The sequence below is a fragment of the Streptomyces sp. NBC_00083 genome (assembly GCF_026343295.1).
GTDB lineage: Bacteria > Actinomycetota > Actinomycetes > Streptomycetales > Streptomycetaceae > Streptomyces.
In genome coordinates this window covers 388,033-413,559 of record NZ_JAPELY010000002.1, presented here as the reverse complement: position 1 = coordinate 413,559, position 25,527 = coordinate 388,033, and the positions used below count along the sequence as shown (strand labels likewise).

General features: G+C 71.7%; 28 protein-coding genes. 13 read left to right on the top strand and 15 right to left on the bottom strand.

The annotated features are described in order from the left end of the window. Window positions 1-37: 37 nt before the first annotated feature. On the bottom strand, window positions 38-448 hold the full coding sequence (locus tag OOJ98_RS18360; RefSeq protein ID WP_267055977.1) for a hypothetical protein: 411 nt from the start codon (window positions 446-448) through the stop codon (window positions 38-40). Window positions 449-582: 134 nt separating this feature from the next. On the opposite strand from OOJ98_RS18360, the gene OOJ98_RS18355 reads away from it, so the two are divergent. Beyond that, window positions 583-1,215 (top strand): ATP-binding protein, encoded by a 633-nt coding sequence (locus tag OOJ98_RS18355; RefSeq protein ID WP_267055976.1) that lies wholly within the window; start codon window positions 583-585, stop codon window positions 1,213-1,215. 136 nt (window positions 1,216-1,351) lie between these two features. Here the strand turns inward: OOJ98_RS18355 and OOJ98_RS18350 are convergent, their stop codons facing one another. Beyond that, window positions 1,352-2,134 carry a SigE family RNA polymerase sigma factor gene (locus OOJ98_RS18350; protein ID WP_267055975.1) on the bottom strand — a complete coding sequence of 261 codons (783 nt, stop codon included), beginning with the start codon at window positions 2,132-2,134 and terminating at the stop codon, window positions 1,352-1,354. 193 nt (window positions 2,135-2,327) lie between these two features. On the opposite strand from OOJ98_RS18350, the gene afsQ1 reads away from it, so the two are divergent. The 5 genes from afsQ1 to OOJ98_RS18325 all read left to right on the top strand — a co-directional run bounded on the left by afsQ1 (window position 2,328) and on the right by OOJ98_RS18325 (window position 6,138). After that, the gene (afsQ1, locus tag OOJ98_RS18345; protein WP_189762146.1) at window positions 2,328-3,005 is read left to right on the top strand and encodes a two-component system response regulator AfsQ1; all 678 of its coding nucleotides are present in this window, start codon (window positions 2,328-2,330) and stop codon (window positions 3,003-3,005) included. A 40-nt stretch (window positions 3,006-3,045) separates the two neighbouring features. Further along, the gene (locus OOJ98_RS18340) at window positions 3,046-4,551 is read left to right on the top strand and encodes a HAMP domain-containing sensor histidine kinase (protein ID WP_267055974.1); all 1,506 of its coding nucleotides are present in this window, start codon (window positions 3,046-3,048) and stop codon (window positions 4,549-4,551) included. Next, entirely contained in the window at window positions 4,548-5,177 is a 630-nt protein-coding gene (locus tag OOJ98_RS18335; RefSeq protein WP_267055973.1) for a hypothetical protein, read from the top strand. The genes OOJ98_RS18340 and OOJ98_RS18335 overlap by 4 nt, the downstream gene beginning before the upstream one ends. Window positions 5,178-5,289: 112 nt before the next feature. Then, window positions 5,290-5,841 (top strand): VanZ family protein, encoded by a 552-nt coding sequence (locus tag OOJ98_RS18330; protein ID WP_267055972.1) that lies wholly within the window; start codon window positions 5,290-5,292, stop codon window positions 5,839-5,841. A 93-nt stretch (window positions 5,842-5,934) separates the two neighbouring features. Beyond that, window positions 5,935-6,138: a PspC domain-containing protein gene (locus OOJ98_RS18325; protein ID WP_267055971.1), complete on the top strand. Its 204-nt coding sequence runs from the start codon at window positions 5,935-5,937 to the stop codon at window positions 6,136-6,138. Between the two features lie 9 nt (window positions 6,139-6,147). Here OOJ98_RS18325 and OOJ98_RS18320 read toward each other — a convergent pair whose 3' ends face one another. The 3 genes from OOJ98_RS18320 to OOJ98_RS18310 all read right to left on the bottom strand — a co-directional run bounded on the left by OOJ98_RS18320 (window position 6,148) and on the right by OOJ98_RS18310 (window position 8,494). Further along, window positions 6,148-6,843, bottom strand: coding sequence for a hypothetical protein (locus OOJ98_RS18320; RefSeq protein WP_267055970.1), 696 nt, complete (start codon window positions 6,841-6,843; stop codon window positions 6,148-6,150). 77 nt (window positions 6,844-6,920) lie between these two features. Next, on the bottom strand, window positions 6,921-7,214 hold the full coding sequence (locus tag OOJ98_RS18315) for a hypothetical protein (protein WP_267055969.1): 294 nt from the start codon (window positions 7,212-7,214) through the stop codon (window positions 6,921-6,923). A gap of 125 nt (window positions 7,215-7,339) precedes the next feature. Beyond that, entirely contained in the window at window positions 7,340-8,494 is a 1,155-nt protein-coding gene (locus OOJ98_RS18310; protein WP_267055968.1) for an adenosine deaminase, read from the bottom strand. Between the two features lie 114 nt (window positions 8,495-8,608). Here OOJ98_RS18310 and OOJ98_RS18305 point away from each other — a divergent pair, with 114 nt between their 5' ends. Next, entirely contained in the window at window positions 8,609-9,373 is a 765-nt protein-coding gene (locus OOJ98_RS18305; RefSeq protein ID WP_267055967.1) for a S9 family peptidase, read from the top strand. A 19-nt stretch (window positions 9,374-9,392) separates the two neighbouring features. On the opposite strand, the gene OOJ98_RS18300 is transcribed toward OOJ98_RS18305, so the two are convergent. Next, complete coding sequence (locus OOJ98_RS18300; protein ID WP_267055966.1) at window positions 9,393-10,298, bottom strand: LysR family transcriptional regulator; 906 nt, start codon at window positions 10,296-10,298, stop codon at window positions 9,393-9,395. Between the two features lie 120 nt (window positions 10,299-10,418). Between OOJ98_RS18300 and OOJ98_RS18295 the strand changes: the two genes are divergently transcribed. Together OOJ98_RS18295 and OOJ98_RS18290 are read left to right on the top strand one after the other, a co-directional pair. Beyond that, window positions 10,419-11,702 carry an MFS transporter gene (locus OOJ98_RS18295; RefSeq protein ID WP_267055965.1) on the top strand — a complete coding sequence of 428 codons (1,284 nt, stop codon included), beginning with the start codon at window positions 10,419-10,421 and terminating at the stop codon, window positions 11,700-11,702. 91 nt (window positions 11,703-11,793) lie between these two features. Next, on the top strand, window positions 11,794-12,786 hold the full coding sequence (locus OOJ98_RS18290) for a sigma-70 family RNA polymerase sigma factor (RefSeq protein ID WP_267055964.1): 993 nt from the start codon (window positions 11,794-11,796) through the stop codon (window positions 12,784-12,786). Between the two features lie 160 nt (window positions 12,787-12,946). Here OOJ98_RS18290 and OOJ98_RS18285 read toward each other — a convergent pair whose 3' ends face one another. Further along, on the bottom strand, window positions 12,947-14,284 hold the full coding sequence (locus OOJ98_RS18285) for a tetratricopeptide repeat protein (protein ID WP_267055963.1): 1,338 nt from the start codon (window positions 14,282-14,284) through the stop codon (window positions 12,947-12,949). 133 nt (window positions 14,285-14,417) lie between these two features. On the opposite strand from OOJ98_RS18285, the gene OOJ98_RS18280 reads away from it, so the two are divergent. The 4 genes from OOJ98_RS18280 to OOJ98_RS18265 all read left to right on the top strand — a co-directional run bounded on the left by OOJ98_RS18280 (window position 14,418) and on the right by OOJ98_RS18265 (window position 16,561). Next, a complete protein-coding gene (locus OOJ98_RS18280) occupies window positions 14,418-14,669 on the top strand; it encodes a hypothetical protein (RefSeq protein WP_267055962.1) in 252 nt (83 codons plus the stop codon). After that, window positions 14,666-14,944 (top strand): hypothetical protein, encoded by a 279-nt coding sequence (locus OOJ98_RS18275; protein WP_267055961.1) that lies wholly within the window; start codon window positions 14,666-14,668, stop codon window positions 14,942-14,944. Before OOJ98_RS18280 ends, OOJ98_RS18275 begins: the two co-directional genes overlap by 4 nt. Before the next feature lie 282 nt (window positions 14,945-15,226). After that, on the top strand, window positions 15,227-15,370 hold the full coding sequence (locus OOJ98_RS18270) for a hypothetical protein (protein ID WP_267055960.1): 144 nt from the start codon (window positions 15,227-15,229) through the stop codon (window positions 15,368-15,370). A 6-nt stretch (window positions 15,371-15,376) separates the two neighbouring features. Continuing rightward, complete coding sequence (locus OOJ98_RS18265) at window positions 15,377-16,561, top strand: methyltransferase domain-containing protein (protein ID WP_267055959.1); 1,185 nt, start codon at window positions 15,377-15,379, stop codon at window positions 16,559-16,561. A 34-nt stretch (window positions 16,562-16,595) separates the two neighbouring features. Here the strand turns inward: OOJ98_RS18265 and OOJ98_RS18260 are convergent, their stop codons facing one another. The 8 genes from OOJ98_RS18260 to OOJ98_RS18225 all read right to left on the bottom strand — a co-directional run bounded on the left by OOJ98_RS18260 (window position 16,596) and on the right by OOJ98_RS18225 (window position 25,523). Next, window positions 16,596-16,889 (bottom strand): lipid asymmetry maintenance protein MlaB, encoded by a 294-nt coding sequence (locus OOJ98_RS18260; RefSeq protein ID WP_267055958.1) that lies wholly within the window; start codon window positions 16,887-16,889, stop codon window positions 16,596-16,598. A gap of 209 nt (window positions 16,890-17,098) precedes the next feature. Next, window positions 17,099-18,376 (bottom strand): thymidine phosphorylase, encoded by a 1,278-nt coding sequence (locus OOJ98_RS18255; protein ID WP_267055957.1) that lies wholly within the window; start codon window positions 18,374-18,376, stop codon window positions 17,099-17,101. 103 nt (window positions 18,377-18,479) lie between these two features. Then, on the bottom strand, window positions 18,480-18,872 hold the full coding sequence (locus OOJ98_RS18250; protein ID WP_267055956.1) for a cytidine deaminase: 393 nt from the start codon (window positions 18,870-18,872) through the stop codon (window positions 18,480-18,482). Continuing rightward, window positions 18,869-20,158: an ABC transporter permease gene (locus tag OOJ98_RS18245; RefSeq protein ID WP_267055955.1), complete on the bottom strand. Its 1,290-nt coding sequence runs from the start codon at window positions 20,156-20,158 to the stop codon at window positions 18,869-18,871. Before OOJ98_RS18245 ends, OOJ98_RS18250 begins: the two co-directional genes overlap by 4 nt. Next, the gene (locus tag OOJ98_RS18240) at window positions 20,155-21,279 is read right to left on the bottom strand and encodes an ABC transporter permease (RefSeq protein ID WP_267055954.1); all 1,125 of its coding nucleotides are present in this window, start codon (window positions 21,277-21,279) and stop codon (window positions 20,155-20,157) included. The genes OOJ98_RS18245 and OOJ98_RS18240 overlap by 4 nt, the downstream gene beginning before the upstream one ends. Then, entirely contained in the window at window positions 21,276-22,841 is a 1,566-nt protein-coding gene (locus OOJ98_RS18235; protein ID WP_267057014.1) for an ABC transporter ATP-binding protein, read from the bottom strand. The genes OOJ98_RS18240 and OOJ98_RS18235 overlap by 4 nt, the downstream gene beginning before the upstream one ends. A 229-nt stretch (window positions 22,842-23,070) precedes the next feature. Next, window positions 23,071-24,135, bottom strand: coding sequence for a BMP family protein (locus OOJ98_RS18230; protein ID WP_267055953.1), 1,065 nt, complete (start codon window positions 24,133-24,135; stop codon window positions 23,071-23,073). Window positions 24,136-24,275: 140 nt separating this feature from the next. Next, complete coding sequence (locus OOJ98_RS18225; protein ID WP_267057013.1) at window positions 24,276-25,523, bottom strand: amidohydrolase; 1,248 nt, start codon at window positions 25,521-25,523, stop codon at window positions 24,276-24,278. Between the last annotated feature and the right edge of the window lie 4 nt (window positions 25,524-25,527).

Genomic DNA, 25,527 nt, shown 5'->3' with positions numbered 1-25,527 from the left:
CCGCCGGTGACGGCGGGGCCCCTTCGCGTGCGCCGGGTCAGCTCGGCAGGATGCCGGTGACCCCCTCCACCAGCGGGAGGTCCTTGAGGGCGGCGCCGCTGGTCAGGACGCCGGTCGCGGCGGTCGTCGACACCGGCTTGAAGTCGGCGACCTGGGTGGCGACGCCGTTGGTGAGCGGGTCGACGCCGGTGTTGGCCAGCGGGTCGAGCCGGAGCCCCGTCAGCGGTCCGACGGCGTGGCCCACCGACCCGGTCAGACCCTGCGCGGCGGCCGTGAGGTCGTCGGCGGTCGCGCTGTGACCGAGCGCGGCCGCGGGGAGCGGCGCGGCCTGGGCGGCCGTGCCCGCGCCGGCGAGGGCCGCGCCGGCCGCGGTGACGGTGAGCCCGGCACGCAGCAGCGCCCGGCGACGCCGGGCCCCGGCGGGGTTGGGGGCCTCGTGATGTCCCATGGGGTTCCCACTCACTCTCGTACGAAATGGAGCGTAATCACGCGATCGCGAAGCGTAGTTGAGATGTGATGCTCGATACCAACGGCGTCCCGGAGGGGTCCCACGCACGGGTGCATGGCCCACACTGGTGACCCGTGAGTTCATCTGCCATTGTCACGCGCGTCGTTCTGCTCTCGGGGCCCTCCGGCTCCGGCAAGTCGTCCCTCGCGGCCCGCACCGACCTGCCCGTGCTGCGCCTCGACGACTTCTACAAGGAAGCCGACGACCCGACCCTGCCGCTGGTGGCGGGCAGTTCGGACATCGACTGGGACTCCCCGCTGTCCTGGGACGCCGACGCCGCGGTCCGCGCCGTCGTCGAGCTGTGCGGGACGGGCCGTACCGAGGTGCCCGTGTACTCGATCGCGACGAGCTCCATCACCGGCAGCACCGCGCTCGCCATCGGCCGCACCCCGCTGTTCATCGCGGAGGGCATCTTCGCCGCCGACATCGTCACGCGCTGCCAGGAGCTGGGGGTGCTCGCGGACGCGATCTGTCTGCGCGGCCGCCCTGCCACGACCTTCCGCCGCCGGCTGCTGCGCGACCTGAGGGAGGGCCGCAAGTCGGTGGCGTTCCTGCTGCGCCGCGGCTGGCGGCTGATGCGCGACGAGCGTGCGATCGTGGCCCGCCAGTCGGCGCTCGGCGCGCACCCGTGCGACAAGGGGGAGGCGCTGGGCCGTATCGCCGGAGCGGCGGCGGGCCGCTCCCGCACGGCGGCCACCGCCGTCTAGCGCGCCCGGACCCCTGATCCGCCCGGACCCGTCCGGATCCGCCGGGACACAACGAAGCGGCGGGGCCGATGGCCCCGCCGCTTCCCCGTGTCCCCCCGCGGGTCCCCCGTGGACCCCGCGTCCCCTCCCCCTGCCTTCAGGCCACCAGCTCGCCGAAGGACTCCTCCTCGTCACGGCCGAAGCTGAGGACCTCGTCCTCGCGCAGCCGGCGCAGCGAGCGCCAGATGCTGGACTTCACCGTGCCGACACTGATGTCGAGTATGTCCGCGATCTCCGGGTCGGTACGCCCCTCGTAGTACCGCAGGACCAGCATCGTGCGCTGCGTCTCGGGCAGGCGGGCCAGCGCCTGCCAGAGCACCGCGCGCAGTTCGGTGCCGCGCATCGCGTCCGTGTCGCCCGCCGTCTCCGGCAGCTCCTCGGTCGGGTACTCGTTCAGCTTGCGCCGCCGCCAGGCGCTGATGTGCAGGTTGGTCATGGTGCGGCGCAGGTAGCCGCCGACCGCCGCCTTGTCGCTGATGCGGTCCCAGGCGCGGTAGGTGGAGAACAGCGCGCTCTGGAGCAGGTCCTCCGCCTCGAAGCGGTCGCCGGTCAGGTGGTAGGCGGTGGCGTACAGGGAGGCGCGGCGCTCCTGGACGTAGGCGGTGAACTCCGCCTCCGACACCGTCGCGCGCTCCCCCGAGCCCTCCCGGTACGCCGCCTCTCCGGTTCCCCCCGGAATGTTGCCCGCGGCCGGAACCGCGGGAGTGTCGAGCACCGTCATGTAGGGCACGAGGTTCGGCTGTGCGGACGACGGGTGCTGACGCCCGGCGCCGCGGGCGCACCCCCGCATGCTCGCGGCACCGGACTTCTCGGTGCTCCGTACGACGTCGTGGAGACGCGTCACAACTGCGCTGGAGTTGGTGCTGTGCAGTGCGTTCATCTCGCGCCCCCCGTCGGGTGGAGTCTGTGTTTCATCGGCGTGCTTGGTTACGAGGAAGAGCCTGCCCGGGGGAGTTCATCGAGCTGTCCGCCGAGTGTCACAGGCCTGTCACAGCGCTCCCGCCGCGCGCCGGTGCGGTCCCGGGGGCGGACGGGGGTCGTGCTCCTTCTCCCCATGGGCCAGAATGACCTCTGTGCCTTTCCTGTTGCTGATCGAGGACGACGACGCCATCCGCACGGCCCTCGAACTCTCCCTGTCACGCCAGGGCCACCGTGTGGCCACCGCGGCGACGGGAGAGGACGGCCTGAAACTGCTGCGCGAGCAGCGGCCGGACCTGATCGTGCTGGATGTGATGCTGCCCGGGATCGACGGTTTCGAGGTGTGCCGCCGTATCCGGCGCACCGACCAGCTGCCGATCATTCTGCTGACCGCGCGCAACGACGACATCGACGTGGTGGTGGGCCTGGAGTCCGGCGCCGACGACTATGTGGTCAAGCCGGTCCAGGGACGGGTCCTCGACGCCCGGATCCGGGCGGTGCTGCGCCGCGGCGAACGGGAGGCCACCGACTCGGCGGCGTTCGGCAGCGTGGTGATCGACCGGGCCGCGATGACCGTCACCAAGAACGGCGAGGACCTTCAACTCACCCCCACCGAGCTGCGGTTGCTGCTCGAACTGAGCCGCAGGCCCGGCCAGGCGCTCTCCCGTCAGCAGCTGCTCCGGCTCGTGTGGGAGCACGACTACCTCGGCGACTCCCGGCTCGTCGACGCCTGTGTGCAGCGGCTGCGCGCCAAGGTCGAGGACGTACCGTCGTCACCGACCCTGATCCGTACGGTCCGCGGCGTCGGCTACCGCCTGGACACCCCGTCGTGAACCTGTCGCACCGTCCCCGTACCCCCGAGAAGCAGGGCAAGTGAAGCGAGCCGTCCTCGCCGGTCTGCGCTGGACCAGTCTGCGTCTGCGGCTCGTCGTCGTGTTCGCGCTCGTCGCGCTCACCGCCGCCGTCTCCGCGTCCGGCATCGCCTACTGGCTCAACCGCGAGGCCGTACTCGTCCGTACGCAGGACTCGGCGCTCAACGACTTCCGCCAGGGCATGCAGAACCGGGCGGCGTCCCTGCCGCTCCAGCCGTCCGAGCACGACCTCCAGGTGGCCGCGCAGCAGATGGCGGACAGCTCCAACTCCCGTTACAACGTGGTGCTCGTGGACGAGCGCGCCCCGGGCAAGCCGGTCGCGGGCGCCTCGAACCTCGACGACTTCACGCTCGACGACGTCCCCGACCCGCTCCAGGACGCGGTGACCAAGAAGCAGAAGGTCACCCAGGCCAACGCCTACCCGTACCACCTGTTCTGGCAGCGGATCACGCTGCACGGCCATCCGTACCTGGTCGGCGGCACGAAGATCATCGGGGCCGGTCCGACCGGATACATGCTGGCCCCGCTCGACCAGGAGCGGCGCGACCTCAACTCGCTCGCCTGGTCGCTCGGCATCGCCACCTTCCTCGCGCTGCTCGCCTCCGCGCTGCTCGCGCAGGCCGCCGCGACCACCGTGCTGCGGCCCGTGCAGCGGCTCGGGGACGCGGCGCGCCGGCTCGGTGAGGGCAAGCTCGACACCCGGCTGCGGGTCTCCGGCACCGATGAACTCGCCGATCTGTCACGGACGTTCAACCGGACGGCCGAGAACCTGGAGAAGAAGGTCACCGACATGAGCGCGCGCGAGGAGGCGAGCCGCCGCTTCGTCGCCGACATGTCGCACGAGCTGCGCACGCCGCTGACCGCGCTGACCGCCGTCGCCGAGGTCCTCGAAGACGAGGAGGACAGCCTCGACCCGATGATCGCGCCCGCGGTGCGGCTCGTGGTCTCCGAGACCCGGCGGCTCAACGTCCTGGTCGAGAACCTGATGGAGGTGACCCGCTTCGACGCGGGCACCGCCCGGCTGGTCCTGGACGACGTGGACATCGCCGACCAGATCACCGCCTGCATCGACACCCGGGCCTGGCTGGACGCCGTCGAGCTCGACGCGGAGCGCGGGATCATGGCCCGCGTCGACCCGCGCCGCCTGGACGTGGTGCTCGCCAACCTGATCGGCAACGCCCTCAAGCACGGCGGCTCCCCGGTGCGGGTCGCGGTCCGCGTCGAGGGCGACGAGCTGGTGATCGCGGTACGCGACCACGGGCCCGGCATCCCCGAGGACGTACTGCCGCACGTCTTCGACCGCTTCTACAAGGCCAGCGCCTCGCGGCCGCGCTCGGAGGGCAGCGGGCTCGGCCTGTCCATCGCCATGGAGAACGCGCACATCCACGGCGGCGACATCACCGCCGCCAACTCGCCCGAGGGCGGCGCCGTGTTCGTGCTGCGCCTGCCCCTGGACGCCACCCCGCCCGCCGACCCCGAGACGCCGGAAGGGAGCGGGGCGCCGTGAGGAACCTCCGTCACCGGGCAGCCGTCGTGCTGGCCGGGCTGCTCGCGCTGGGCGCCACCAGCGGCTGCGGCATCCGCCCCACCTCCGTCCCCGTCGACGCGGGCCCCGCTCCCTCGCGGGTGGCGTGCACGGTCCCGCAGTCCGCGATGACGCCGCAGTTCGAGGGCGTCACCGTCGAGGTCTATCTGGTGTGCGGAGCGCAACTGGTCACGGCCGAGCGTTCGGTGCGCATCCCCGAGAGCAAGGGCGCGGCCGACCGGGTCCGCTTCGCGCAGACGCTGCTCGACCAGCTCATCACCGAGCCCTCGGCGGCGGAGAAGGACGCCGGGTACACCACGGAGGTCAAGGGCCCGCTCACCGTCACGGCGGCCCGCGCCCACGACGCGGCGGGCGCCCTGCGGCTGAGCCGTGAGCCCGACGACCTGTCCGCGCTCGCCCTCTCGCAGGTGGTGTGCACGTTCGCGGAGAACACCCCGGCCGCGCCCGGCACCCAGCAGGTGGTGCTCGGCGGGCCCGGCGAGGACCCGGCGCGCGGGTACACCTGCACCGCGGAGATGAAGTCCCGCCCGGACAGCACGGCCACCCTCGGCGAGATCCCCGCTCCCCTGCGCTCGCCGGGCTCCTAGGGCGCGCACGGCGCCGGGCGCGTACGGAGCGGCGGGAGTGTGACGCGTCGCGCACCCGGAATCACCCGGGTGCGGCGGAACCGTTCGCGGCGCGGGCCGCGTCTTGGGCAGCGTGCAGCAGCAACTTGGTCACGACGGCGGCGCCGTCATCCGGTTCCGCGTGGTGGGAGGCGTGCTCCTCCTGGCGCATCTGCTGCTCGTGGCGTGGGTCACGCTCCGGCCACGGGACGTGATGTGGGTGACGCCCACCAACCTCACACCGTTCGCCGGCATCAAGGCCGACCTCGCGCTCGGCCCCCTGGAGGCGGCCCACCGCATCGGCGAGGGCCTGCTGCTCCTGGCCCCGCTGGGGATACTGCTCCCCCTGGCCGGCGGCCGGCTCTCGGTCTCCCCGTTCGCCTCGCTGGTCCGCACGGTCCTGGCCGGGGCGCTGATCTCGCTCGGCATCGCCCTGCTCCAGACGTCCGTGCCGGGACAGGTGCCCGATGTGGACGCGCTGCTCCTGAACACCGCGGGCGTGGCCCTCGCCCACCTCGCGGTGGTGCCGGCGGGCCGGCGCAATCTCCGTCGCAGGAACCAGCGCGAGCACCCCGCGCCCGTCCTTCGGGAGGAGTCTCCTCAGGGGCGTACCCCGACGATTCCCAGGGTCGGTATCGCCCCGTAGCCCGACGCCCCCCGGCGCGTGCGGCGGGACCATGGACACATCGCGAGGGAGCCCACACGGAGCGGCTCCCCTCCAGCTCCGAAGGAGCCTTCCATGAGCGCCCCTCTCATCCGCCCCACCGAAGGCCGCAGGATCGGCGGGGTGTGCGCAGCGCTCGCACGGCGCTTCGGCACCTCCGCCACCACGGTGCGCGTGATCTTCCTGGTGTCGTGCCTGCTGCCGGGACCGCAGTTCCTGGTCTACCTGGCCATGTGGGCCCTGATCCCCGGCGAGAAGTCGCCGCGCGCCGCCTGGTAGCCCCGGTGCTCAGCCCGGCAGGGTCCTGGCGAGCTTGGTGAGCTGCGCGTCAGCCACCTCGTGCGGCACGGTCACCGTCGTGGGCGCCCGCGGAGACAGGTCGATCGCCATGAACCGTACGACGGTGGCGCCCCGGCGCACCACGACGATGTGCACGGGCGCGGTCTCGCCCTGGCCGAGCACCGACGCCGTCCAGCTGACCGACTCGTCGCCGCCGACCGCGTACGGCAGGGGCCGCACCTCGCGGTAGGCCGCCGCACGGCCGTCGAGTACGGTGCCGAACCCGCCGCCGCAGCGGGTCAGGGCGGTGCGCAGGCGGCCGAGGAGCTCCCGGGCGTCCGGGGCCGCGTAGGCGGAGAGCGACGCGGAGACGGCGAGGCCGGGGGTGTCGCGCGCGCCGAGCCCCCGGCTCACGGTCGCGCGGGCGCGGTCGTCGGGCCGCTCGCCCATGACCTCGGCCAGCGGCGCGCAGGCGGCGCGGTCGGCCCGCGGGGTGCCCCGGGTGGCGTCGGGCGGGGGATCGCCGGAGACCTGGTAGCCGGGCACGTCGGCCGGGGCGAGGGCGGCGCGTTCGAGGGCGGCCGGGGTCCGGGAGGCGCCGCCGACGGATTCGACCGGGCCGGGCGGCGCTCCGGTGCAGGCGGTCGCGGCGAGCAGCGCGGTCAGGGTGAGCACCGCCGCTCGGGCGGATGCCGTCGGACGCATGATCCCGACCCTACTCACACGCCGCAGGGGCGCGCACCCGGCTCACGGGTGTGCGCCCCTGCGGGGGTCGGCGTGGGTCAGCTGAGGCCGGGCAGGCCGCCGCCGGCGAGGTTGCTCGCCACGGGGCCGGTGGGCAGACCGCCGAGCAGCCCGGTGACGGGGTTGGAGTCCGAACCCTTCTGGCCGCCGGCCAGCGCCTCGGGGGAGGCAGCGGGCAGCGCCTTGGAGACGAGGCCGAGCGGGGTCCCGGCGGTCACGCTCGACAGCGTGCCCATCGGGAGCGCGGGGGCGGCGGACGCCGTCCCGGCGGCAGCGGCGGCGAAGGCGGCACCGAGGGCAACGACACCGAGCGTCTTGGCAGACTGCTTCATCAGAAATTCGTCCTTGGGGTGGGGAGGGTGAGCGGCTCGCCAAGTTAGTCAGCGAACGGCTCGTGCCGCAAACACCCGAAAACGGCCGGTCGTTCACACGTCCGGCCGTTTCACGCCCCTCGGGATCAGTCGCCCTGTACCGAAGAACCGCTGGTCGTAGCGGTCTGCTGGAACAGCCATTCGGACTTCAGCTCGGCATAACCGGGCTTGATCACGTCATTGATCATGGCCAGCCGTTCGTCGAAAGGAATGAATGCTGATTTCATCGCATTGACTGTGAACCACTGCATGTCATCGAGTGTGTAGCCGAACGCCTTCGTCAGGTGCTCGAATTCCTGGCTCATGCTGGTGCCCGACATGAGCCGGTTGTCGGTGTTGACCGTGGCCCGGAAGTGCAGCTTGCGCAGCAGCCCGATGGGGTGGTCGGCGTACGAGGTCGCGGCCCCGGTCTGGAGGTTGGAGGTGGGGCACATCTCCAGCGGGATCCGCTTGTCGCGCACGTACGAGGCGAGCCGGCCGAGCTTCACCGTGCCGTCCTCGGCGACCTCGATGTCGTCGATGATGCGCACGCCGTGGCCGAGCCGGTCGGCGCCGCACCACTGGAGCGCCTGCCAGATCGACGGCAGGCCGAAGGCCTCACCGGCGTGGATGGTGAAGTGGTTGTTCTCGCGCTTGAGGTACTCGAAGGCGTCGAGGTGGCGGGTGGGCGGGAAGCCCGCCTCGGCGCCCGCGATGTCGAAGCCGACGACGCCCGAGTCCCGGTAGGAGTTGGCGAGTTCGGCGATCTCCAGGGCGCGGGCGGCGTGCCGCATCGCGGTGAGCAGCGCACCGACGCGGATGCGGTGTCCGCCCGCGCGGGCCCGCCTCTCCCCTTCGCGGAAGCCCGCGTTGACCGCCTCGACGACCTCGTCGAGGGTGAGGCCCTGCTCCAGGTGCTGCTCGGGCGCGTACCGCACCTCGGCGTAGACGACGCCGTCCTCGGCGAGGTCCTCGGCGCACTCGGCGGCGACGCGGAACAGCGCGTCGCGGGTCTGCATGACGGCGCAGGTGTGCGCGAAGGTCTCCAAGTACCGTTCCAGCGAACCGGAGTCGGCGGCCTCGCGGAACCAGATGCCGAGCTTGTCGGCCTCGGTCTCGGGCAGTCCGTCATACCCGGTCTCGCGGGCGATGTCGATGATGGTCCCGGGACGCAGACCCCCGTCGAGGTGGTCGTGGAGCAGCACCTTCGGGGCACGGCTGATCTGATCCGGGGTGGGCACGGATGCGGTCTGGCTCGTCATCTGGGCACTCTAGCCCCTACGCGCGTAGATCGCCGGGCGTCCGAACGCCGTCGATACGTAACAGTGACCGTGCGGACGGGTGGAGTACACCTCGGCTTCTGAGACTGTTCTGCCATGGCACAGCAAGCGATTCCCCTGCCTGCTGCCCGGCTGGGACGGGCCGTCGGTGCGACCGGCACCGGCGCGACGGTCAGCGGCGTGGTCCTCGTACTGCCGGACGGCGATCCCGTCTCGGTACGCCGGCCCTCCCCCCTGGCGTACGCGGCCGCGCTGCCGCTCGCCCGCAGACTGGCGCGGGACGGACGCGGAGCGGGACTGGTGGCGCACGGCGTGCACTACCGCGGCAACGGCTGGAACGGCGGCGACGCCCGGCTCGCCCTGGACGCGGAGTGGGCGGCCGACGAGGCCGTACGCCGCTACGGGGACGTGCAGGTGTGCCTGGCCGGGCACGGCATGGGCGGCCGGGCGGCGCTGCGGGCGGCGGGCCACCCCGCGGTCAACTCCGTTCTGGCGCTGGCCCCGTGGATCCCGCCGGACGACGTGGCGGCCGATCCCGAGCCGGTGAAGCAGCTGGTGGGCCGCCGCGTGATGATCGTGCACGGCACCAATGACGCGCGCTGCGACCCGGAGCTGTCCTTTCGGCTCGCCGAGCGCGCCAAGAAGGCCAACCGCGACACCTGCCGCTTCGAGGTCCACTCCGACGGCCACACGATGCGCCAGCACCGGCCCGAAGTCCACGCCCTGGCCGTGGACTTCGTCCTCGGCACCCTGCTCTCGCGCCCGTACGCCCGGCCGGTCGAGGACGCCTTCGCCGCACCCCCGCCGCTGGGGCTGCGCATGCCGCTGGCCGCCGGATTCGGCAAGTCCCTCCATCCGTAGGGGACTTGGCGCACGCTCCCTATTCGGGGATCAGCTTGCCCCGCCGGGAGAGCAGGAAGGCCTTGAAGGCGGCCACCGGCGGGGTGTCCGGGTGGCCGTCGAGCCAGGCGACACCGATCTCGCGCACCGCGCGCGGGGCGGTCACGGTCAGCTCGACGACGCCCGGCCGCGCCACCGCGGGCGGCGGGAGCAGCGCCACCCCGAGCCCGGCCGCGACGAGCCCGCGCAGCGTCTCGGCCTCCTCGCCCTCGAAGGCGATGCGCGGCGCGAACCCGGCCTCCGCGCACAGGTCGTCGGTGATGCGGCGCAGGCCGTAGCCGGGCTCCAGGGTCACGAACGTCTCGTCGGCGGCCTCCGCGAGCCGCACCCGCTTGCGCCCCGCGAGCCGGTGGTCGTCCGGCACCACCAGACGCAGCCGCTGCTCGTCGAGGCGCCGGGCCACCAGATCGGGCGCGTCGGGCACCGGCGAGGTCAGACACAGGTCGAGCTCACCGGCCCGCAGCCGCTCGATCATCGCCTCGCCGTAGTTCTGTACGAGGGTGAAGCGGATCCGGGGGTGGTCGGCCCGGAAGGCGCGGATGAGGCCCGGCACGGTCTCGGAGCCCATGGTGTGCAGAAAGCCGAAGGCGACCTTGCCGGTGCCGGGGTCGGCGTCGGCGCGCACCGACTCGGCGGCGCGGGCGATCTCGGCGAGCGCCCGTTCGGCCGAGCCGAGGAAGGCGCGGCCCGCGGCGGTCAGCGCGACGGTGCGGCCCTTGCGCGCGAACAGGGCGACCCCCAGGTCCTGTTCGAGGCGGACCATGGCGCGCGAGAGCGTCGACTGCGGCACGCCCAGCTCGACGGCGGCCCGGGTGACGTGCTCGTGCCGGGCCACCCCGACGAAGCCGGCGAGGCGCGGCGCGAGCTTCATCGCGGCGTCTTCCATGGATTCTTCGTAACTGTTCAATGACACGCGCGCCTCTGGCCTCGGCTGATGCGGGAGTGGATCGATTATCCCCCATCTGTGCATTGGACGCATAAATGCAGGCGGGCCTACGGTTTGGTCATGCCTCCCGCCAGTACCGGGGCGTCCACCACCGTGGCCGCCTCGACCTCGCCGTCCCCGCTCCAGCTCACCCCGGGCGCCGCCGGTTACCGCCGGATGAGCTTCGCGCTCTTCGCCGCCGGTGTCGCCACCTTCGCCCTCCTCTACTCCACCCAGGCCCTGCTGCCGCTGATCTCCGCCGACCTCGGCGCCACGGCGAGCGCGGCCAGTTGGACGGTGTCGGCCGCGACCGGCGCGCTCGCCCTGTTCGTGCTGCCGCTGTCCGCCCTGTCCGAGCGGTTCGGGCGGACCCGGATGATGACGGTGTCCCTGGCGGTCGCGGTCCTGGTGGGTCTCCTCGTGCCGTTCGCGCCCAGCGTGGGCTGGCTGGTGGCGCTGCGCGCGGTGCAGGGCGCGGCGATCGCGGGACTCCCCGCGTCGGCGATGGCGTACCTGGCGGAGGAAGTGAAGCCGAAGGCGCTGGTCGCGGCGATCGGCCTGTTCGTCGCGGGCAACTCGATCGGCGGCATGAGCGGCCGCATCCTGACCGGCTGGGTGGCGCAGGCCTGGGGCTGGCGCGCGGCGCTCGTCGCGGTGGGCGCACTGGCCGCCGTGTGCGCGGTGGTGTTCCGCCTGCTCCTCCCCAAGGCCCGCAACTTCACGCCGGGTTCGCTGAACCCGCGCGCCCTGGCCCGCACCGTGCGCGGCCACCTCACCGACCCGCTCCTGGTGCGCCTGTACATGATCGGCGCGCTGTTCATGACGGTGTTCGGCGCGGTCTACACGGTGATCGGCTACCGCCTCACCGCGGCCCCCTTCCACCTGCCGCAGGGTTTGATCGGCTCGATCTTCCTGGTCTACCTGGTCGGTACGGTCTCCTCGGCCGCGGCCGGCAGGCTGGTGGCGCGGGTGGGCCGCCGGGGCGCCCTGTACCTGGCGGTGTCCACCACGACGGCGGGCCTGCTGCTCTCGCTGGCCTCGTCGCTCCCCGCGATCCTCGCGGGCCTCGTCCTGATCACCGCCGGATTCTTCGCGGGCCACGCGGTCGCGTCCTCCTCGGTCAGCCACACCGCCAAGCAGGGTCGCGCCCAGGCGTCCGCGCTGTACCAGTCCGCCTACTACCTGGGCTCCAGCGCGGGCGGCACGCTCGGCGCGGTCGCCTTCCACGCGGCGGGCTGGCCGGCCACCGTGCTGCTCGGGCTCCTCGCGGTGCTCGGCGTCGTCTCCGTCACCCTGTACGGCTCGCACGCGGCCCGCGCCGAGCGCCGCACCCAGCGCCTGCACCTGGCACACGCCCGCCACTGACCTGCGCCTTCGCGGGTTCCCGCGCGATTGTCAGTGGGGTCGGGTAGCTTCCGAAGTGCTGGTATCGCGCGGCACGACACGGGGTGGACCGATGAGTGATCTGGTGACGGCGACGGATCTGGACGTACGCCTCGAAGAGCACCGCAGGGAGCTGACGGGGTACTGCTACCGGATGCTCGGCTCGGCCTTCGAGGCGGAGGACGCGGTACAGGACACCCTGGTGCGGGCGTGGCGAGGCATCGACACGTTCGAGGGCCGCTCCTCGCTGCGCTCGTGGCTGTACCGCATCGCGACCAATGTGTGCCTGGACATGCTGACGGCGGGCAACAAGCGGGCCCGCCCCATGGACCTGACGGCCGCCACCCCGGTGGCCAACGCCCAGCTCAACTCGCGCCCCGAGGTGACCTGGCTGGAGCCGGTGCCGGACGGGCGGGTGCTACCCACCATCGAGGACCCGGCGGAGGCGGCGCTGGCCCGCGAGTCGGTGCGGCTCGCCTTCGTCGCGGCGCTCCAGCACCTGCCGCCCAGGCAGCGCGCGGTGCTGATCCTTCGGGAGGTCCTCGCGTGGAAGGCGGCGGAGGTCGCCGAACTCCTCGGCACGACGGTCGCGTCGGTCAACTCGGCGCTCCAGCGCGCCCGTTCGACGCTGGCGGACTCCGGCCCGAAGCAGACGGACCCGGCGGACCCCCTCGACGAGGAACAGCAGAAGCTCCTCGACCGCTATGTGGCGGCCTTCGAGGGCTACGACATGACGGCCCTGACCGCCCTGCTCCACGAGGACGCGACGCTGTCCATGCCGCCGTACGACCTGTGGCTGCGGGGCCACGACGACATCGTGGGCTGGATGCTGGGGGTGGGCTCGGTCTGCCGCAACTCCCGCCTCCTGCCGACGGTGGCCAACGGCACCCCGGCCTTCGCCCACTACCACCCGGACCCCGAGGGCGGGTTCACCCCATGGGCGCTGATGGTCATCGAGACGACCGAGGGCAAGGTCTCGGGCATCACCTCCTTCCTGGACACGTCCCGCTGGTTCCCCCTCTTCAACCTTCCGGCCCGTCTGGACGGGGAGGGTGAGCCGGCCTGACCGGGGGCCGCGGCCCAGGGTGCCCTGTAGGGGCGCGGAGCGGAGCCTTGTGCGCGGTTTCAGTGCGACGTCCGCGACCGGTGGGCACCGGGCGCCCCTGCAGGGGCCGGGAGGAACTGCGCGAGACGCGACCAGGGCCAGTGAGAGCGGGTCACGAGCCCTACGCGTAGAGCCGGCCCGGCACCACCACACGTGCGCGGTCGAGCAGTTCACGGGCCACCGCGTTCTTGGCATGGGGCCGCAGCATCCCCACCATGCGGGACATCCGGTCATCCGCTCGCCCCGACTGCACCAGCGGATAGTCGTCGAGCGCCAGACCCCAGGTATGGCAAGCCGCTTCGAGGTGTCCAACCTGCAATTGCCGTTCCGCCAGAAGCCCCCGGCGGTGCACACGGGAGCGCCGGTAGACGCTGTGCCGACTTCGGTCGGACTCCAGCATGGCCTCGACCGAGCCGGCCACATCGCCCAGCTCGTACCGGACCTGACTCACGTGGTAGTGAAGGGAAGCGGGATCGTACGAGCCGAAGGCCTTCCCCCGGGATTCGGCTCGGTCCATGGCGACCTCGGCCTCACTGATGTATCGCAGCGCGCCGACTCGGTCTCCGGTCTGCGCGGCGGCATGAGCTTGTTGCCCGGCCAGGAAGGCCCGCATGCGCGGCCCTGCGGCCGGCGAGGCCGCGGCTGCCGAGTCGGCAAGCCGCGCCGCCGTTCGGCCGTGCCCCAGATCGACGGCCTGAACACTCATCCCCCGCAGCGTGGTGCAGTAGGTCAGATGGTCGTCGGCCGCACCCGCGAGCTCAAGGGCCTTCACGTAGTAGCCCTGGGCCAGCCCGTGCAGCCCCTCGTCCACCGCCATGTATCCGGTCAGGTAGCTGAGGTCCGAAGCGGCCGACCGCATGGCGTTCTTGACCGCTTCGGAGCCGTCGGCGCGGAGGGCGGGTGCCACCGTGTTGACGAGAAACGCGGCAGCCATGGGGCGTGCGTACCGCCCCCCGAACTCGTCGTCCAGGTCGGAGACGCGCTCAGTCATGGCGACGACCATGTCGACGTCGTGCGGGCCGATATGCGTGGCCTTCCCTGACTGCAAAGCTTCCGCACGGCCTACGACGTCCGGCCATCCGGGGATCGTGAGCGCCACGGAGAAGAGGCCCGCACCGAGCACGCCTCGACGTGACGGGTCCATGTCCCCCCTCCCCAACTCGACCAGCCCTTCCACCGTATCCGGCGCGGGCGTCGACGGGGCAGAGAGGCTGCCGAAGCCCGCCTCGGCGTGGGTCACCGGCCGCTGAAGCCGTCGCGACAGCGCTTCGACGATGAAGCGCCGCACCCGCTCCCGTGGCGTCGTACCGCCCAGCCAGTGATGAGCCGCGGAGGCGTTGTATCGCAGGGGTGTGCCGTTCTCGCTCCCCACCAGGTTCACGGCCCGCGCCCATTGGCTGAGCGTCCAGCCAGTCTCGGCGAAGAGGCGTCGCAGGTGATCGTTGGGCGTGTTCGGCATGATCGCGCTCAACTCCCCACGCAGGTAGGCGCTTTAAACGCTCTAAATTCGTTCCGCTGCACCAACGGTACCGCTGAGCGTGGTCATGCGGTTGCTTAGAGACAGGAGAGGCCACCGAGAAAGGAACCGCGCCGTGGACGTGCACAGCACCATGCACCGGGCAGAGGACGCCCCCGAAAGCCCCGCCGAGTACGCGGTGGACACCGCGAACGGCAACCGAGTCGGCGTCGTACAGGAACGCTTCGAGGGGAGCGTGTACCTGCGCCCGCCAGGCGGCGGGGCCGGATGGGCCACCTCGCCCGAGGCCCTGCGCCCGCCGACGCCCGCCGAGCTGGCCCGGGTACGCGTACTCGACACCCCGGTCGAGGGGCGGCGGCGCCCATGACCCACGAGAGCCCGGCCCGCTACCGGATCGACGAACGCCCGGCCCGGTACCGGGTCATGGCCCACCCGGACGGGTCGTTCCGCATCTCGGCCACGTGCACCCACGGGACCTGCCACTTCGCGGTGTTCCCCACCGGCAACCACAACGAGGTCGACGAACACATGCAACAGCACACCGCGCGCACCGGTCACGCCGTCTTCTCCCGCACGGTCCAGGACACGGCCGCCGTCGTACTGGCCGACCGCGCCGCCGACGACGTGCGGACCGAGTCGTGAGGTGCCGAACCGCCCGGAGGGACAAGGTGCACGACCGAAGGACGAGGATGACGGCCATCGAAGCCAAGTCAGCTGACACGACAGCCCAGTTCGAGTACGTGACCTACACCGCCGAGCGCGAGACGTGCCCGGCCTGTCGCGAGCCGATCCCCCTCCACCTCCCCGCCCGGCGCGGAATGCTTGCCCCCAGGGACGGACCGGCCCGCGTCGCCTACTGGCATCTCCCGTGCACCCGAACCGACTGACCCCCATCCCCCGTCCTCACGAGAGAAGGAGCAGCACATGCCCAAGCACGGCGGCGGTACCGGAAGCGGACAGGGCGGCAGCCAGCAGGACGACAGCAACAGCGGTCGCGGCCACGGTGGCGGCGGCTCCGAGACGAGTGGCGGCAACTCCTCCGACGGCTCCGGCCCCGCGAAGAAGTAGCGCCCGATGATCACGCGCACCGAGGGGGCGGGCCCCGCGCGGCTCGCCTCTGCGCTCGTCGCTGCCGGCGCCCTGAGATCGGACTGGCTGCCGGCCTTCCACGCAGTCCCCCGGGACTTGTTCGTCCCCGACCGCATCTGGCCGGGCATCTCTGACGGCACCCGGCAGAACCCCCTGGTCGACCGCGGGAAGGACCCGGACGCATGGCTCCGGGCGGTGTACTCCGACATCCCGCTGACCACGCAGTGGGACGACGGCAGCCATACCGGGGACGGCCTGGGCAGGGCCCCTTCCAGCTCCAGTTCCCAGCCCTCCATGGTGTTCTCCATGCTGGCCGATCTCGATGTGCGGGACGGACAGCGGGTGTTGGAGATCGGGACGGGGACGGGCTGGACCTCCGCCCTGCTCGCGCACCGGCTCGGCGCGGGGAACGTCGTTTCCGTCGAATACGACCCCGGGGTCGCGAGGGCGGCCCAGGAGAACCAGCGCCGTGCCGGGCCGTCCCCCCTCGTCGTCGTCGGGGACGGGCAGCTCGGCCACGCCCGTGGGGCGCCGTACAAACGGGTCGTCGCCACCTGTTCGGTCGGCAGGATTCCGCGGGCGTGGGTGGAGCAGACATCCCCCGGCGGCCTGGTCGTGACCCCTTGGGGGACGCTGTACGGCGGCGAGGCGATCGCCAGGCTGACAGTGGGCGGCGACGGCACCGCCCACGGCCGGTTCACGCGCTCAAGTGCCTTCATGCGGCTCCGCCAACAACGCCGTGTCCTGCCTCCGCACACCGCCTTCCTCGGCGGTCAGGAGTGGCCGGCCGACGGCGCCCGGACGACCACCGCCCTCTCCCCGGTCGACCTGAGCGGGTGGGTGGAACAGTTCGTCACCGGGCTCCAGATGCCCGGGGCGTTCTGGAGCGTGGAGCGCTACGACGACGGCTCGTACACGCTGTGGACGTACAGCACCGACGCGCTGTCCTGGGCATCCATCGACTACGAGCCGGGGGCGGACCGCTTCGAGGTCGTGCAGAGCGGCCCCCGCAGGCTGTGGGACGAGACGGAGGCCGCGTACCTCTGGTGGGACGCGCGGGGCCGGCCCGGGTTCGAGCGGTTCGGGCTGACCGTCGACGGCGACGGTGAGCGGGCCTGGCTCGACTCCCCGGACCACCCCGTCCCGGCCGTGGGCGACGCGCACACGTAGGCGCGGCCTTCAAAAGCGGGGCCGGAGCCGGGGCCTACGGAGCTTCCAGCCCCAGCCCCGCCAGATCCAGCAACGCCACCAGCCCCGCCCCGGCGTTGCGCAGCACCACGCGGCCCCCGGCCCGGCGCGCGGTGAGCCGCAGTCTCGCCACCGCCTCGACCGCCGCCAGGTCGGCCCGGCTCAGCGCGGCGAGATCGCACACCACGACACGGGCACCCGCGCCGTACAGCCGGCGCAGCCGCTCGCACAGCAGCGGGACGTCGGCGAAGGTGAGGGGGTCGGGGAGGACGAGGACAGGGGGCTGCTCCAGGGGATCGGTGGCTTCCACACCGATGAGACCGGATCGGCGCGCCGAACTCATCGGTAGGGCGCGGACGGGGCTAGCGAACCGGGAAGCTCCCGGTGTCGATCACGCTGAGTGCGCTCACGGCGGTCTCCCTACGTCGGTTCGTCACACAGCCCAGCATGCCGAACGGGACCGGCGATGGTCCACCGGTCCCGTTCACCCATACGTGGGCGTCAGCCCAGAAGCGCAGGTCAGGCGATACGTTCCCGCACGATCGGGGTGGCCGAGAAGGCCGTTCCGGCGGGTGCCACGTCGTACGAGCCGCCCAGGGACTCCAGCGCGTACTCGAACTTCTCCGGCGTGTCCGTGTGCAGGGTCAGCAGGGGCTGGCCCGCGGTCACCGTGTCGCCGGGCTTGGCGTGGAGTTCGACGCCCGCGCCGGCCTGCACCGGGTCCTCCTTGCGAGCGCGGCCCGCACCGAGGCGCCAGGCGGCCACGCCGATGTCGTACGCGTCGAGGCGGGTCAGGACGCCCGAGGAGGGGGCCGTTACGACGTGCTGCTCGCGGGCGACCGGCAGGGTCGCGTCCGGGTCGCCGCCCTGCGCCGCGATCATCCGGCGCCACACGTCCATCGCGGAGCCGTCCGCGAGGGCCTTCGCCGGGTCGGCGTCCTTGATGCCCGCCGCGTCCAGCATCTCGCGGGCCAGCGCGATGGTGAGCTCGACGACGTCGGAGGGACCGCCGCCCGCCAACACCTCGACGGATTCCCGGACTTCGAGGGCGTTGCCGGCGGTGAGGCCGAGCGGGGTGGACATGTCGGTGAGGAGCGCCACCGTCTTCACGCCGCTGTCCGTGCCCAACGCGACCATCGTGGAGGCCAGTTCGCGCGCGTCCTCGATGGTCTTCATGAACGCGCCGGTGCCGACCTTCACGTCGAGGACCAGGGAGCCGGTGCCCTCCGCGATCTTCTTCGACATGATGGAGGAGGCGATGAGCGGGATCGCCTCGACCGTGCCGGTGACGTCGCGCAGCGCGTACAGCTTCTTGTCGGCGGGGGCCAGGCCGTCGCCCGCGGCGCAGATCACCGCGCCGGTGGTGTCGAGGACGTTCAGCATCTCCTCGTTGGAGAGCAGCGCGCGCCAGCCGGGGATCGACTCCAGCTTGTCGAGGGTGCCGCCGGTGTGGCCGAGGCCCCGGCCGGAGAGCTGCGGCACGGCCGCGCCGCACGCGGCGACCAGCGGGGCGAGCGGCAGGGTGATCTTGTCGCCGACGCCGCCGGTGGAGTGCTTGTCGGCGGTCGGCCGGGAGAGCGCGTCGAAGTTCATGCGCTCGCCGGAGGCGATCATCGCCGCGGTCCAGCGGGCGATCTCCGTGCGGTTCATGCCGTTGAGGAGGATCGCCATGGCCAGGGCCGACATCTGCTCGTCGGCGACGACGCCGCGCGTGTACGCGTCGATGACCCAGTCGATCTGCTCGGGAGACAGCTCGCCCCGGTCTCGCTTGGTGCGGATGACGGAGATGACGTCCATGGCATTCCTTCCGGCTTGGTGCACGTTGGTACCTGCGCGACTCTACGCGCATAGAGGGGTGGTGAGAGTGCGGCCCCCGCACCGGAGTGCGGGGGCCGCGGGGTTACTTCAGGTGGTCCGGGCCGAAGGCCTGGGGCAGCATCTCCGAGAGGGTGAGGATGCCCTTCGGGGTCTCCAACAGGAGCTCGGGGCCCCCGAATTCGAAGAGCAGCTGACGGCAGCGGCCGCACGGCACGAGCACGTCGCCGTGACCGTCGACGCAGGTGAAGTGCGTCAGCCGGCCGCCGCCGGAGAGCTGGAGCGCCGAGACGAGCCCGCACTCGGCGCACAGGCCGATGCCGTACGAGGCGTTCTCCACATTGCAGCCGGTGACGGTGCGCCCGTCGTCGACGAGGGCGGCCGCGCCGACCGGGTAGCCCGAGTACGGCGCGTACGCGCGGGACATGGCCTCGCGCGCCGCGGTCCGCAGGGCGTCCCAGTCGGGCGTCGGCGTCACTTGCCCTGGCCCTTCCGGTAGCGCATGCCGTCCGCCTTGGGCATCCGCAGACGCTGGGCGGAGAGCGAGAGGACCAGCAGCGTCACGACGTACGGCGTCGCGCCGACGAAGTCGCCGGGCACGTCGTCGGTGACCAGGTACCAGACCAGGATGAGCGCGGCCATCACCGCGCTGACCACGGCCTGGATCGTGGCCTTCTTGTACGCCTTCCAGCCGGCGAGCACCGCGAGGAGCACGACGAGCAGGAGCAGCAGGGCGTGCACGGTGGTGCCGCCGTTGCGGAGCTGGAGCGCGTCGGAGAAGCCGAACAGGCCGGCGCCCATGGCGAGTCCGCCCGGACGCCAGTTGCCGAAGATCATCGCGGCGAGGCCGATGTAGCCGCGGCCGCCGGTCTGGTTCTCCAGGTAGATGTGCGAGGTGACCAGGGCGAGGAAGGCACCGCCGAGTCCGGCGAGACCGCCGGAGATGGCGACCGCGGCGTACTTGTAGGAGTACACGTTGACGCCGAGCGACTCCGCCGCGATCGGGTTCTCGCCGCAGGAGCGCAGGCGCAGGCCGAAGGCGGTCTTCCACAGCACCCACCAGGTGCCGACGAAGAGCGCCGCGGCGATGACGGTGACCCAGGAGACCTCGGTGACCAGGCCGCCGATGATGCCGGCGAGGTCGGAGATCAGGAACCAGTGGTGGTTCTGGATCGACTCCAGGCCCGAGGAGAGGCCCGGGATGCTGAAGCTGGGCAGCGAGTCGGCGGGCGGCGACTGCTTGGGGTTGCCGCCCTTGACCTGGGCCTCGCCGCCGTTGAAGAAGAGCTTGGCGAGGTACTGCGTCACGCCGAGCGCGAGCAGGTTGACCGCGACACCGGAGACGATGTGGTCGACGCCGAAGGTGATGGTGGCGACCGCGTGGACGAGACCGCCGAGGACACCGAAGCCGATGCCGGCGAGCAGGCCGAGCCAGGGGCTGGACTGCCAGCCGACCCAGCCGGCGCCGAAGGTGCCGAGGATCATCATGCCTTCGAGGCCGATGTTGACCACGCCGGCCCGCTCGGACCACAGGCCGGCCAGGCCCGCGAGCCCGATCGGCACGGCGAGGCCGAGCGCGGCGCTGATCTGGCCCTCGCTGGTGAGCTGGTCGGCGCCGGTGATGATGCGGACGGCGGAGACGAGGATCAGCGCGCCCGCGATGATCATCAGGACCTGCGCGAGGGAGAACTTGCGCTTGGCGTTGCCCCGCTTGACCCCGGCCGGAGGCGGTGGGGTCGTGGTCGTGTCGGTCGTGACGCTCATGCCGTCACCTCCGTCTCGGTCTTGGCGGCCTGGGCGGCCAGCTCGGCGCCGACGCGCTGCTGCTGGCGCTTGATGCCGTAACGGCGGACGAGTTCGTAGGCGATCACGACGCACAGGACGATGACGCCCTGGATCACGCCGAGGATCTCCTTGTCGTAGCCGATCACTTCGAAGTGGCCGGTGGTGCGCTCCAGGTACCCCCAGAGCAGCGCGGCGAGCGCGACGCCCACCGGGTTGTTGCGGCCGAGCAGCGCGATGGCGATGCCGGTGAAGCCGAGTCCGAGCGGGAAGCTGTTGTCGAACTGGTGGCTGTCGTTGAGCAGCGTCGGCATGCCGACGAGGCCGGCCACCGCGCCCGAGATGATCATGCTGGTGACGATCATCTTCTTGACGTTGGCGCCGCTCGCCGCGGCCGCGGACTCGGACTGGCCGACGGCCCGCAGGTCGAACCCGAAGCGGGTGCGGCCGAGCGTGAACCAGTACGCCACGCCGACCAGGACCGCGACGACGATGAAGCCCCACAGCTGGCCGGCCGGGCCCATGTCCAGGGTGAAGAACCAGGACGAGCTGGGCAGCGGCTTGGTGGAGACCAGCGTGCCGGCCTCGTCGAGCTGGCCGAGCCGGTCGGGCTGGAGCAGATAGGCGATGATCGCGGTCGCGATGGCGTTCAGCATGATGGTCGAGATGACCTCGCTGACGCCCCGGGTGACCTTGAGGATGCCCGCGACCGCCGACCACATCGCGCCGACCAGCATGGCGACGATGATGATGATCGGGATCTGGACGATGCCGGGCAGGCTCATCGCGCCGCCGACGACGGCCGCGAGGAACGCCGCGAGGCGGTACTGGCCGTCGACGCCGATGTTGAAGAGGTTCATGCGGAAGCCGATGGCCACCGCGATGCCCGCCAGGTAGTACGTCGTCGCCTTGTTGAGGATGTAGACCTGGCTGTCGCTCGCCGAGCCGTACGACAGCATGTCGTTGAAGGCCGGGAACGGGTTCTTGCCGGTGGCCAGGATGATCAGGGCGGTGACGACAAGGGCCGCGACGAGCGCGAGCACGGGGGCCGCGATCGCGAGGAGCAGCTTCTCCTTGTCGATCCGGGAGATGAGCTTCTTCATCGGTCCTCTCCCCCAGTGTTCTGCTGGTGCTCCAGGTGGCCGCTGGCGGCACCGGTCATGGCGGAGCCCAGTTCCTCGGGGGTGATCGTGGCGGGGTCGGCGTCGGCGACCAGACGGCCCCGGTACATCACCCGCAGGGTGTCGGACAGGCCGATCAGCTCGTCCAGGTCGGCGGAGATCAGCAGCACGGCGAGGCCCTCACGGCGGGCCTCGCGGATCTGGTCCCAGATCTGCGCCTGCGCGCCGACGTCGACGCCCCGGGTGGGGTGCGCGGCGATCAGCAGCTTGGGGTTGTGGCTCATCTCGCGGCCGACGATCAGCTTCTGCTGGTTGCCGCCGGACAGCGACGCCGCGGTGACCTCGATGCCGGGAGTGCGCACGTCGTACTCGCGCACGATCCGCTCGGTGTCGTGGCGGGCGGCCTTGTTGTCGAGGAGGGCGCCCTTGGAGTTGGGCCTCTCGGTGACGTGGCCGAGGATGCGGTTCTCCCACAGCGGCGCTTCCAGGAGCAGGCCGTGGCGGTGGCGGTCCTCGGGGATGTAGCCGACGCCGCTCTCACGGCGCTTGCGCGTCGGAGCCGTCGAGATGTCGGTGGTGTCGAGCGTGATGACGCCGCCGTCGGGGATGCGCATGCCCATGATGGCCTCGACGAGCTCGGCCTGGCCGTTGCCCTCGACGCCGGCGATGCCGAGCACCTCACCCTTGTGGATGGTGAAGGAGACCGAGGACAGCACTTCGCGCACCATCCCGTCGGGGTCGGTGGCGGCGAGGCGCAACCCCTCGACCCGGAGCATCGGCGTCGTGGTGACGGTCGACTCGCGGGTCTCGGGCGAGGGCAGCTCGCTGCCCACCATCAGCTCGGCGAGCTGCTTGGTGGTGGTCGTGCGGGGGTCGGCGGTGCCGACCGTGGTGCCGCGCCGGATCACCGTGATCTCGTCGGCGACGGAGAGGACTTCGCCGAGCTTGTGCGAGATGAAGATGACGGTCAGGCCCTCGGCCTTGAGCTCGCGCAGGTTGTCGAAGAGCGCCTCGACCTCCTGCGGGACGAGGACCGCGGTCGGCTCGTCGAGGATGAGGGTGCGCGCGCCGCGGTAGAGGACCTTGAGGATCTCCACGCGCTGGCGGTCGGCGACGCCGAGGTCCTCGACGAGGACGTCGGGGCGGACCCCGAGGCCGTACGCGTCGGAGATCTCCTTGATCTTGGCGCGGGCCTTGGCGCCGATGCCGTACAGCTTCTCGCCGCCCAGGACGACGTTCTCCAGGACGGTCAGGTTGTCGGCCAGCATGAAGTGCTGGTGGACCATGCCGATGCCGAGCGCGATGGCGTCCGCGGGGCTGGAGAAGGAGGCCTGGGTGCCGTCGATGGTGATGGTGCCCTCGTCCGGCTTCTGCATGCCGTAGAGGATCTTCATCAGGGTCGACTTGCCGGCGCCGTTCTCACCGCACAGGGCGTGCACGGTGCCCTTGCGGACGGTGATGTCGATGTCCTTGTTGGCGACGACACCGGGGAATCGTTTGGTGATGCCGCGCAGTTCGACGGCGGGAGGGCTGGACGCGTTGATGGCGCACTCTCCTCGTGGGCAGGAGCAGGGGGGCGGGGAGCTTCCGGGGAAGCCGGGAAGCGTACTGATGTGCCACGCCGGGCCTCCGGCGTAGTAGTTCAGCACACTCACGGCGCGCCAACTCCGGCCTACGCGCGTAGAGTTGACACTTCGTTACGGCCCGGTGAGGCAGGGCGGTCCCTGCTCACCGGGCCGGTTCGCGACGGGGGCGGTCAGCGACCGCCGTGGGTCACGGGGTCGTCTTGACCTTGATGGTGCCGTCGACGATCTTCTTCTGGGCCGCGTCGAGCTGCGACTTCAGGTCGTCGATGAAGCCACCGCTGGTGGCGAGCGAAACGCCGCCCTTGGCCAGCGGGTAGCTGTTGGTGCCGACCAGCGGCTTGCCGTCCTTGATCGACTTGATCAGGTCGTAGACGCCGATGTCGACGTTCTTCACGACCGAGGTCAGGATCGAGTTCTTGTACTTGGAGAGCGAGGCCTGCTGGTACTGGTCGGAGTCGACACCGATCGCCCAGGCGCCCTTCTTGCCCGCGACGGCCTCGATCGCGCCGGTGCCGGAGGAGCCGGCCGCGGTGTAGATCACGTCGGCGCCGTTGTCGAGCATGCCCTGCGCGGCTTCCTTGCCCTTGTCGGGGCTGGCGAAGCCGGACGTGTCCGAGCCGTGCGACAGGTACTGGTTGTCGACCTTGACGTCGGGCTTGGTGTCCTTGACGCCCTGGTTGAAGCCCGCCTCGAACTTCTTGATGAGGGGGACGTCGACGCCGCCGATGAAGCCGACGTGGTTGGTCTTGGTCTTCAGCGCCGCGGCGACACCCGCGAGGTAGGAGCCCTGCTCCTCGGTGAAGACGATGTTGTCGATGTTCTTCGGGCCCTCGACGACGGAGTCGACGATGCCGAAGGTGACGTTCGGGTACTTGACCGCGACCTTCTTCATCGAGTTCGCGTACGCGTAGCCGATGCCGATGACCGGGTTGTACCCCGCGCCCGCGAGGTCGGTCAGCCGCTGCTCGCGGTCGGCCTCGGTGTCGGTGGTCTTGGCGGTCAGCTCCTTGACGTCACCGCCGAACTCGGCCTTGGCCTTGTCGATGCCGCGCGCGGCGGAGTCGTTGAACGAGTGGTCACCGCGGCCACCGACGTCGTACGCGACACCGATCTTGACGCCCTTGCCGCCCGCGGAGGACGACGAAGAGGTGCCCGAGTCCTTCTGGGTGGACGTGGAGCCACAGGCGGTGGCGGAAAGCGCGAGCGCGGCGGTGGCGATACCTGCCGCAGCGATCTTGGATACCCGGCGCAAGAGGAGGTCCCTTCAAACCTGAACCGAGGCGCCCCTACCGGCGCTGGTTTCGCGTCGGATCGTAACGCGCGTAGATGTCGCGTAAAGCCCTGTTCGGAAGCCGTTATCGAATCGCCGCGAACAGGGGATGAAGTGTCCGGTTACGAGCGGTTGCCATCGAGGAGCGCAGCGGCGGTGAAGAGCTCCACTCCCACCTTGATGGCGGCCTCGTCCGCGTCGAAATCACCCCGATGGAGGTCAAGCCGGGCATGGGAGCCCGGCGTACGGACCCCGAGGCGGGCCATCGCCCCTGGTACGTGCTCCAGGTACCACGAAAAGTCCTCGCCACCCAGCGACTGTTCCGTGTCCTCGACCGAGAAGGCACCCCGGCGGGCCGACATCGCGTCGCGCAGCAGCTCGGTCACGACCGGATCGTTGACGACCGGGGGCACCCCCCGCACGTAGTTGATCTCCGATTTGGCCCCGTGCAGGGTGGCCACCTCGTCGATCGCGGCGTGTACGAGGTCGGGCGCGTCGCGCCACGCCGACAGGTCGAGGCAGCGCACCGTACCGGCCAGCTCGGCGTGCATCGGGATCACGTTGCAGGCGTGGCCCGACTCGATGCGGCCCCAGGTGAGGGCGAGCCCGGCGCGGGCGTCGATCCGGCGGGCGAGCAGCGCGGGCACATCGGCGGCGACGCGCGCGACCGCGGTCACCAGGTCGGTGGTGAGGTGGGGGCGCGCGGTGTGGCCGCCCGGCCCGTCGAGGAAGACCTCCAGGCGGTCGCAGGCCGAGGTGATGGGGCCGGGCCGCAGCCCGATCCGGCCGGCGTCCACCCGCGGGTCGCAGTGCACGGCGATGATCCGGCCCACCCCGTCCAGCACCCCGGCCACGATGGCGTCGGCGGCGCCGCCGGGCAGCACCTCCTCGGCGGGCTGGAACAGCAGCCGCACCGGCGCGGGCAGCAGGCCCTCGCGGTGCAGCTCCGCCAGGACCAGGCCGGTGCCGAGGACGGTGGTGGTGTGCACGTCGTGGCCGCAGGCGTGGGCGCGGTCCGGGACCGTGGAGCGGTAGGGGACGCCGGCCTTCGCGTCGGGGATGGGCAGGGCGTCGATGTCCGCGCGGATGGCGAGCATGGGGCGCGCCCCGCCGCTCTGGGCCTGGGTGCGCGCGGGCGGTGTGCCGATGTCGCAGATGAGCCCGGTGCCGCCCGGCAGGACGCGGGGTTCGAGGCCGGCCGCTTCGAGGCGGGCTCTGATCGCGGCGGTGGTCCTGAACTCCTGGTTGCCCAGCTCGGGGTGCATGTGCAAGTCCCGCCGGAAGGCGATGAGTTCGGCACACAGGGCCTCGCTCAGCTCGCCGGGCAGCGGTGCTTCGCCGGGCAGATCGGCTTCGGACTCACGGGACATCAAC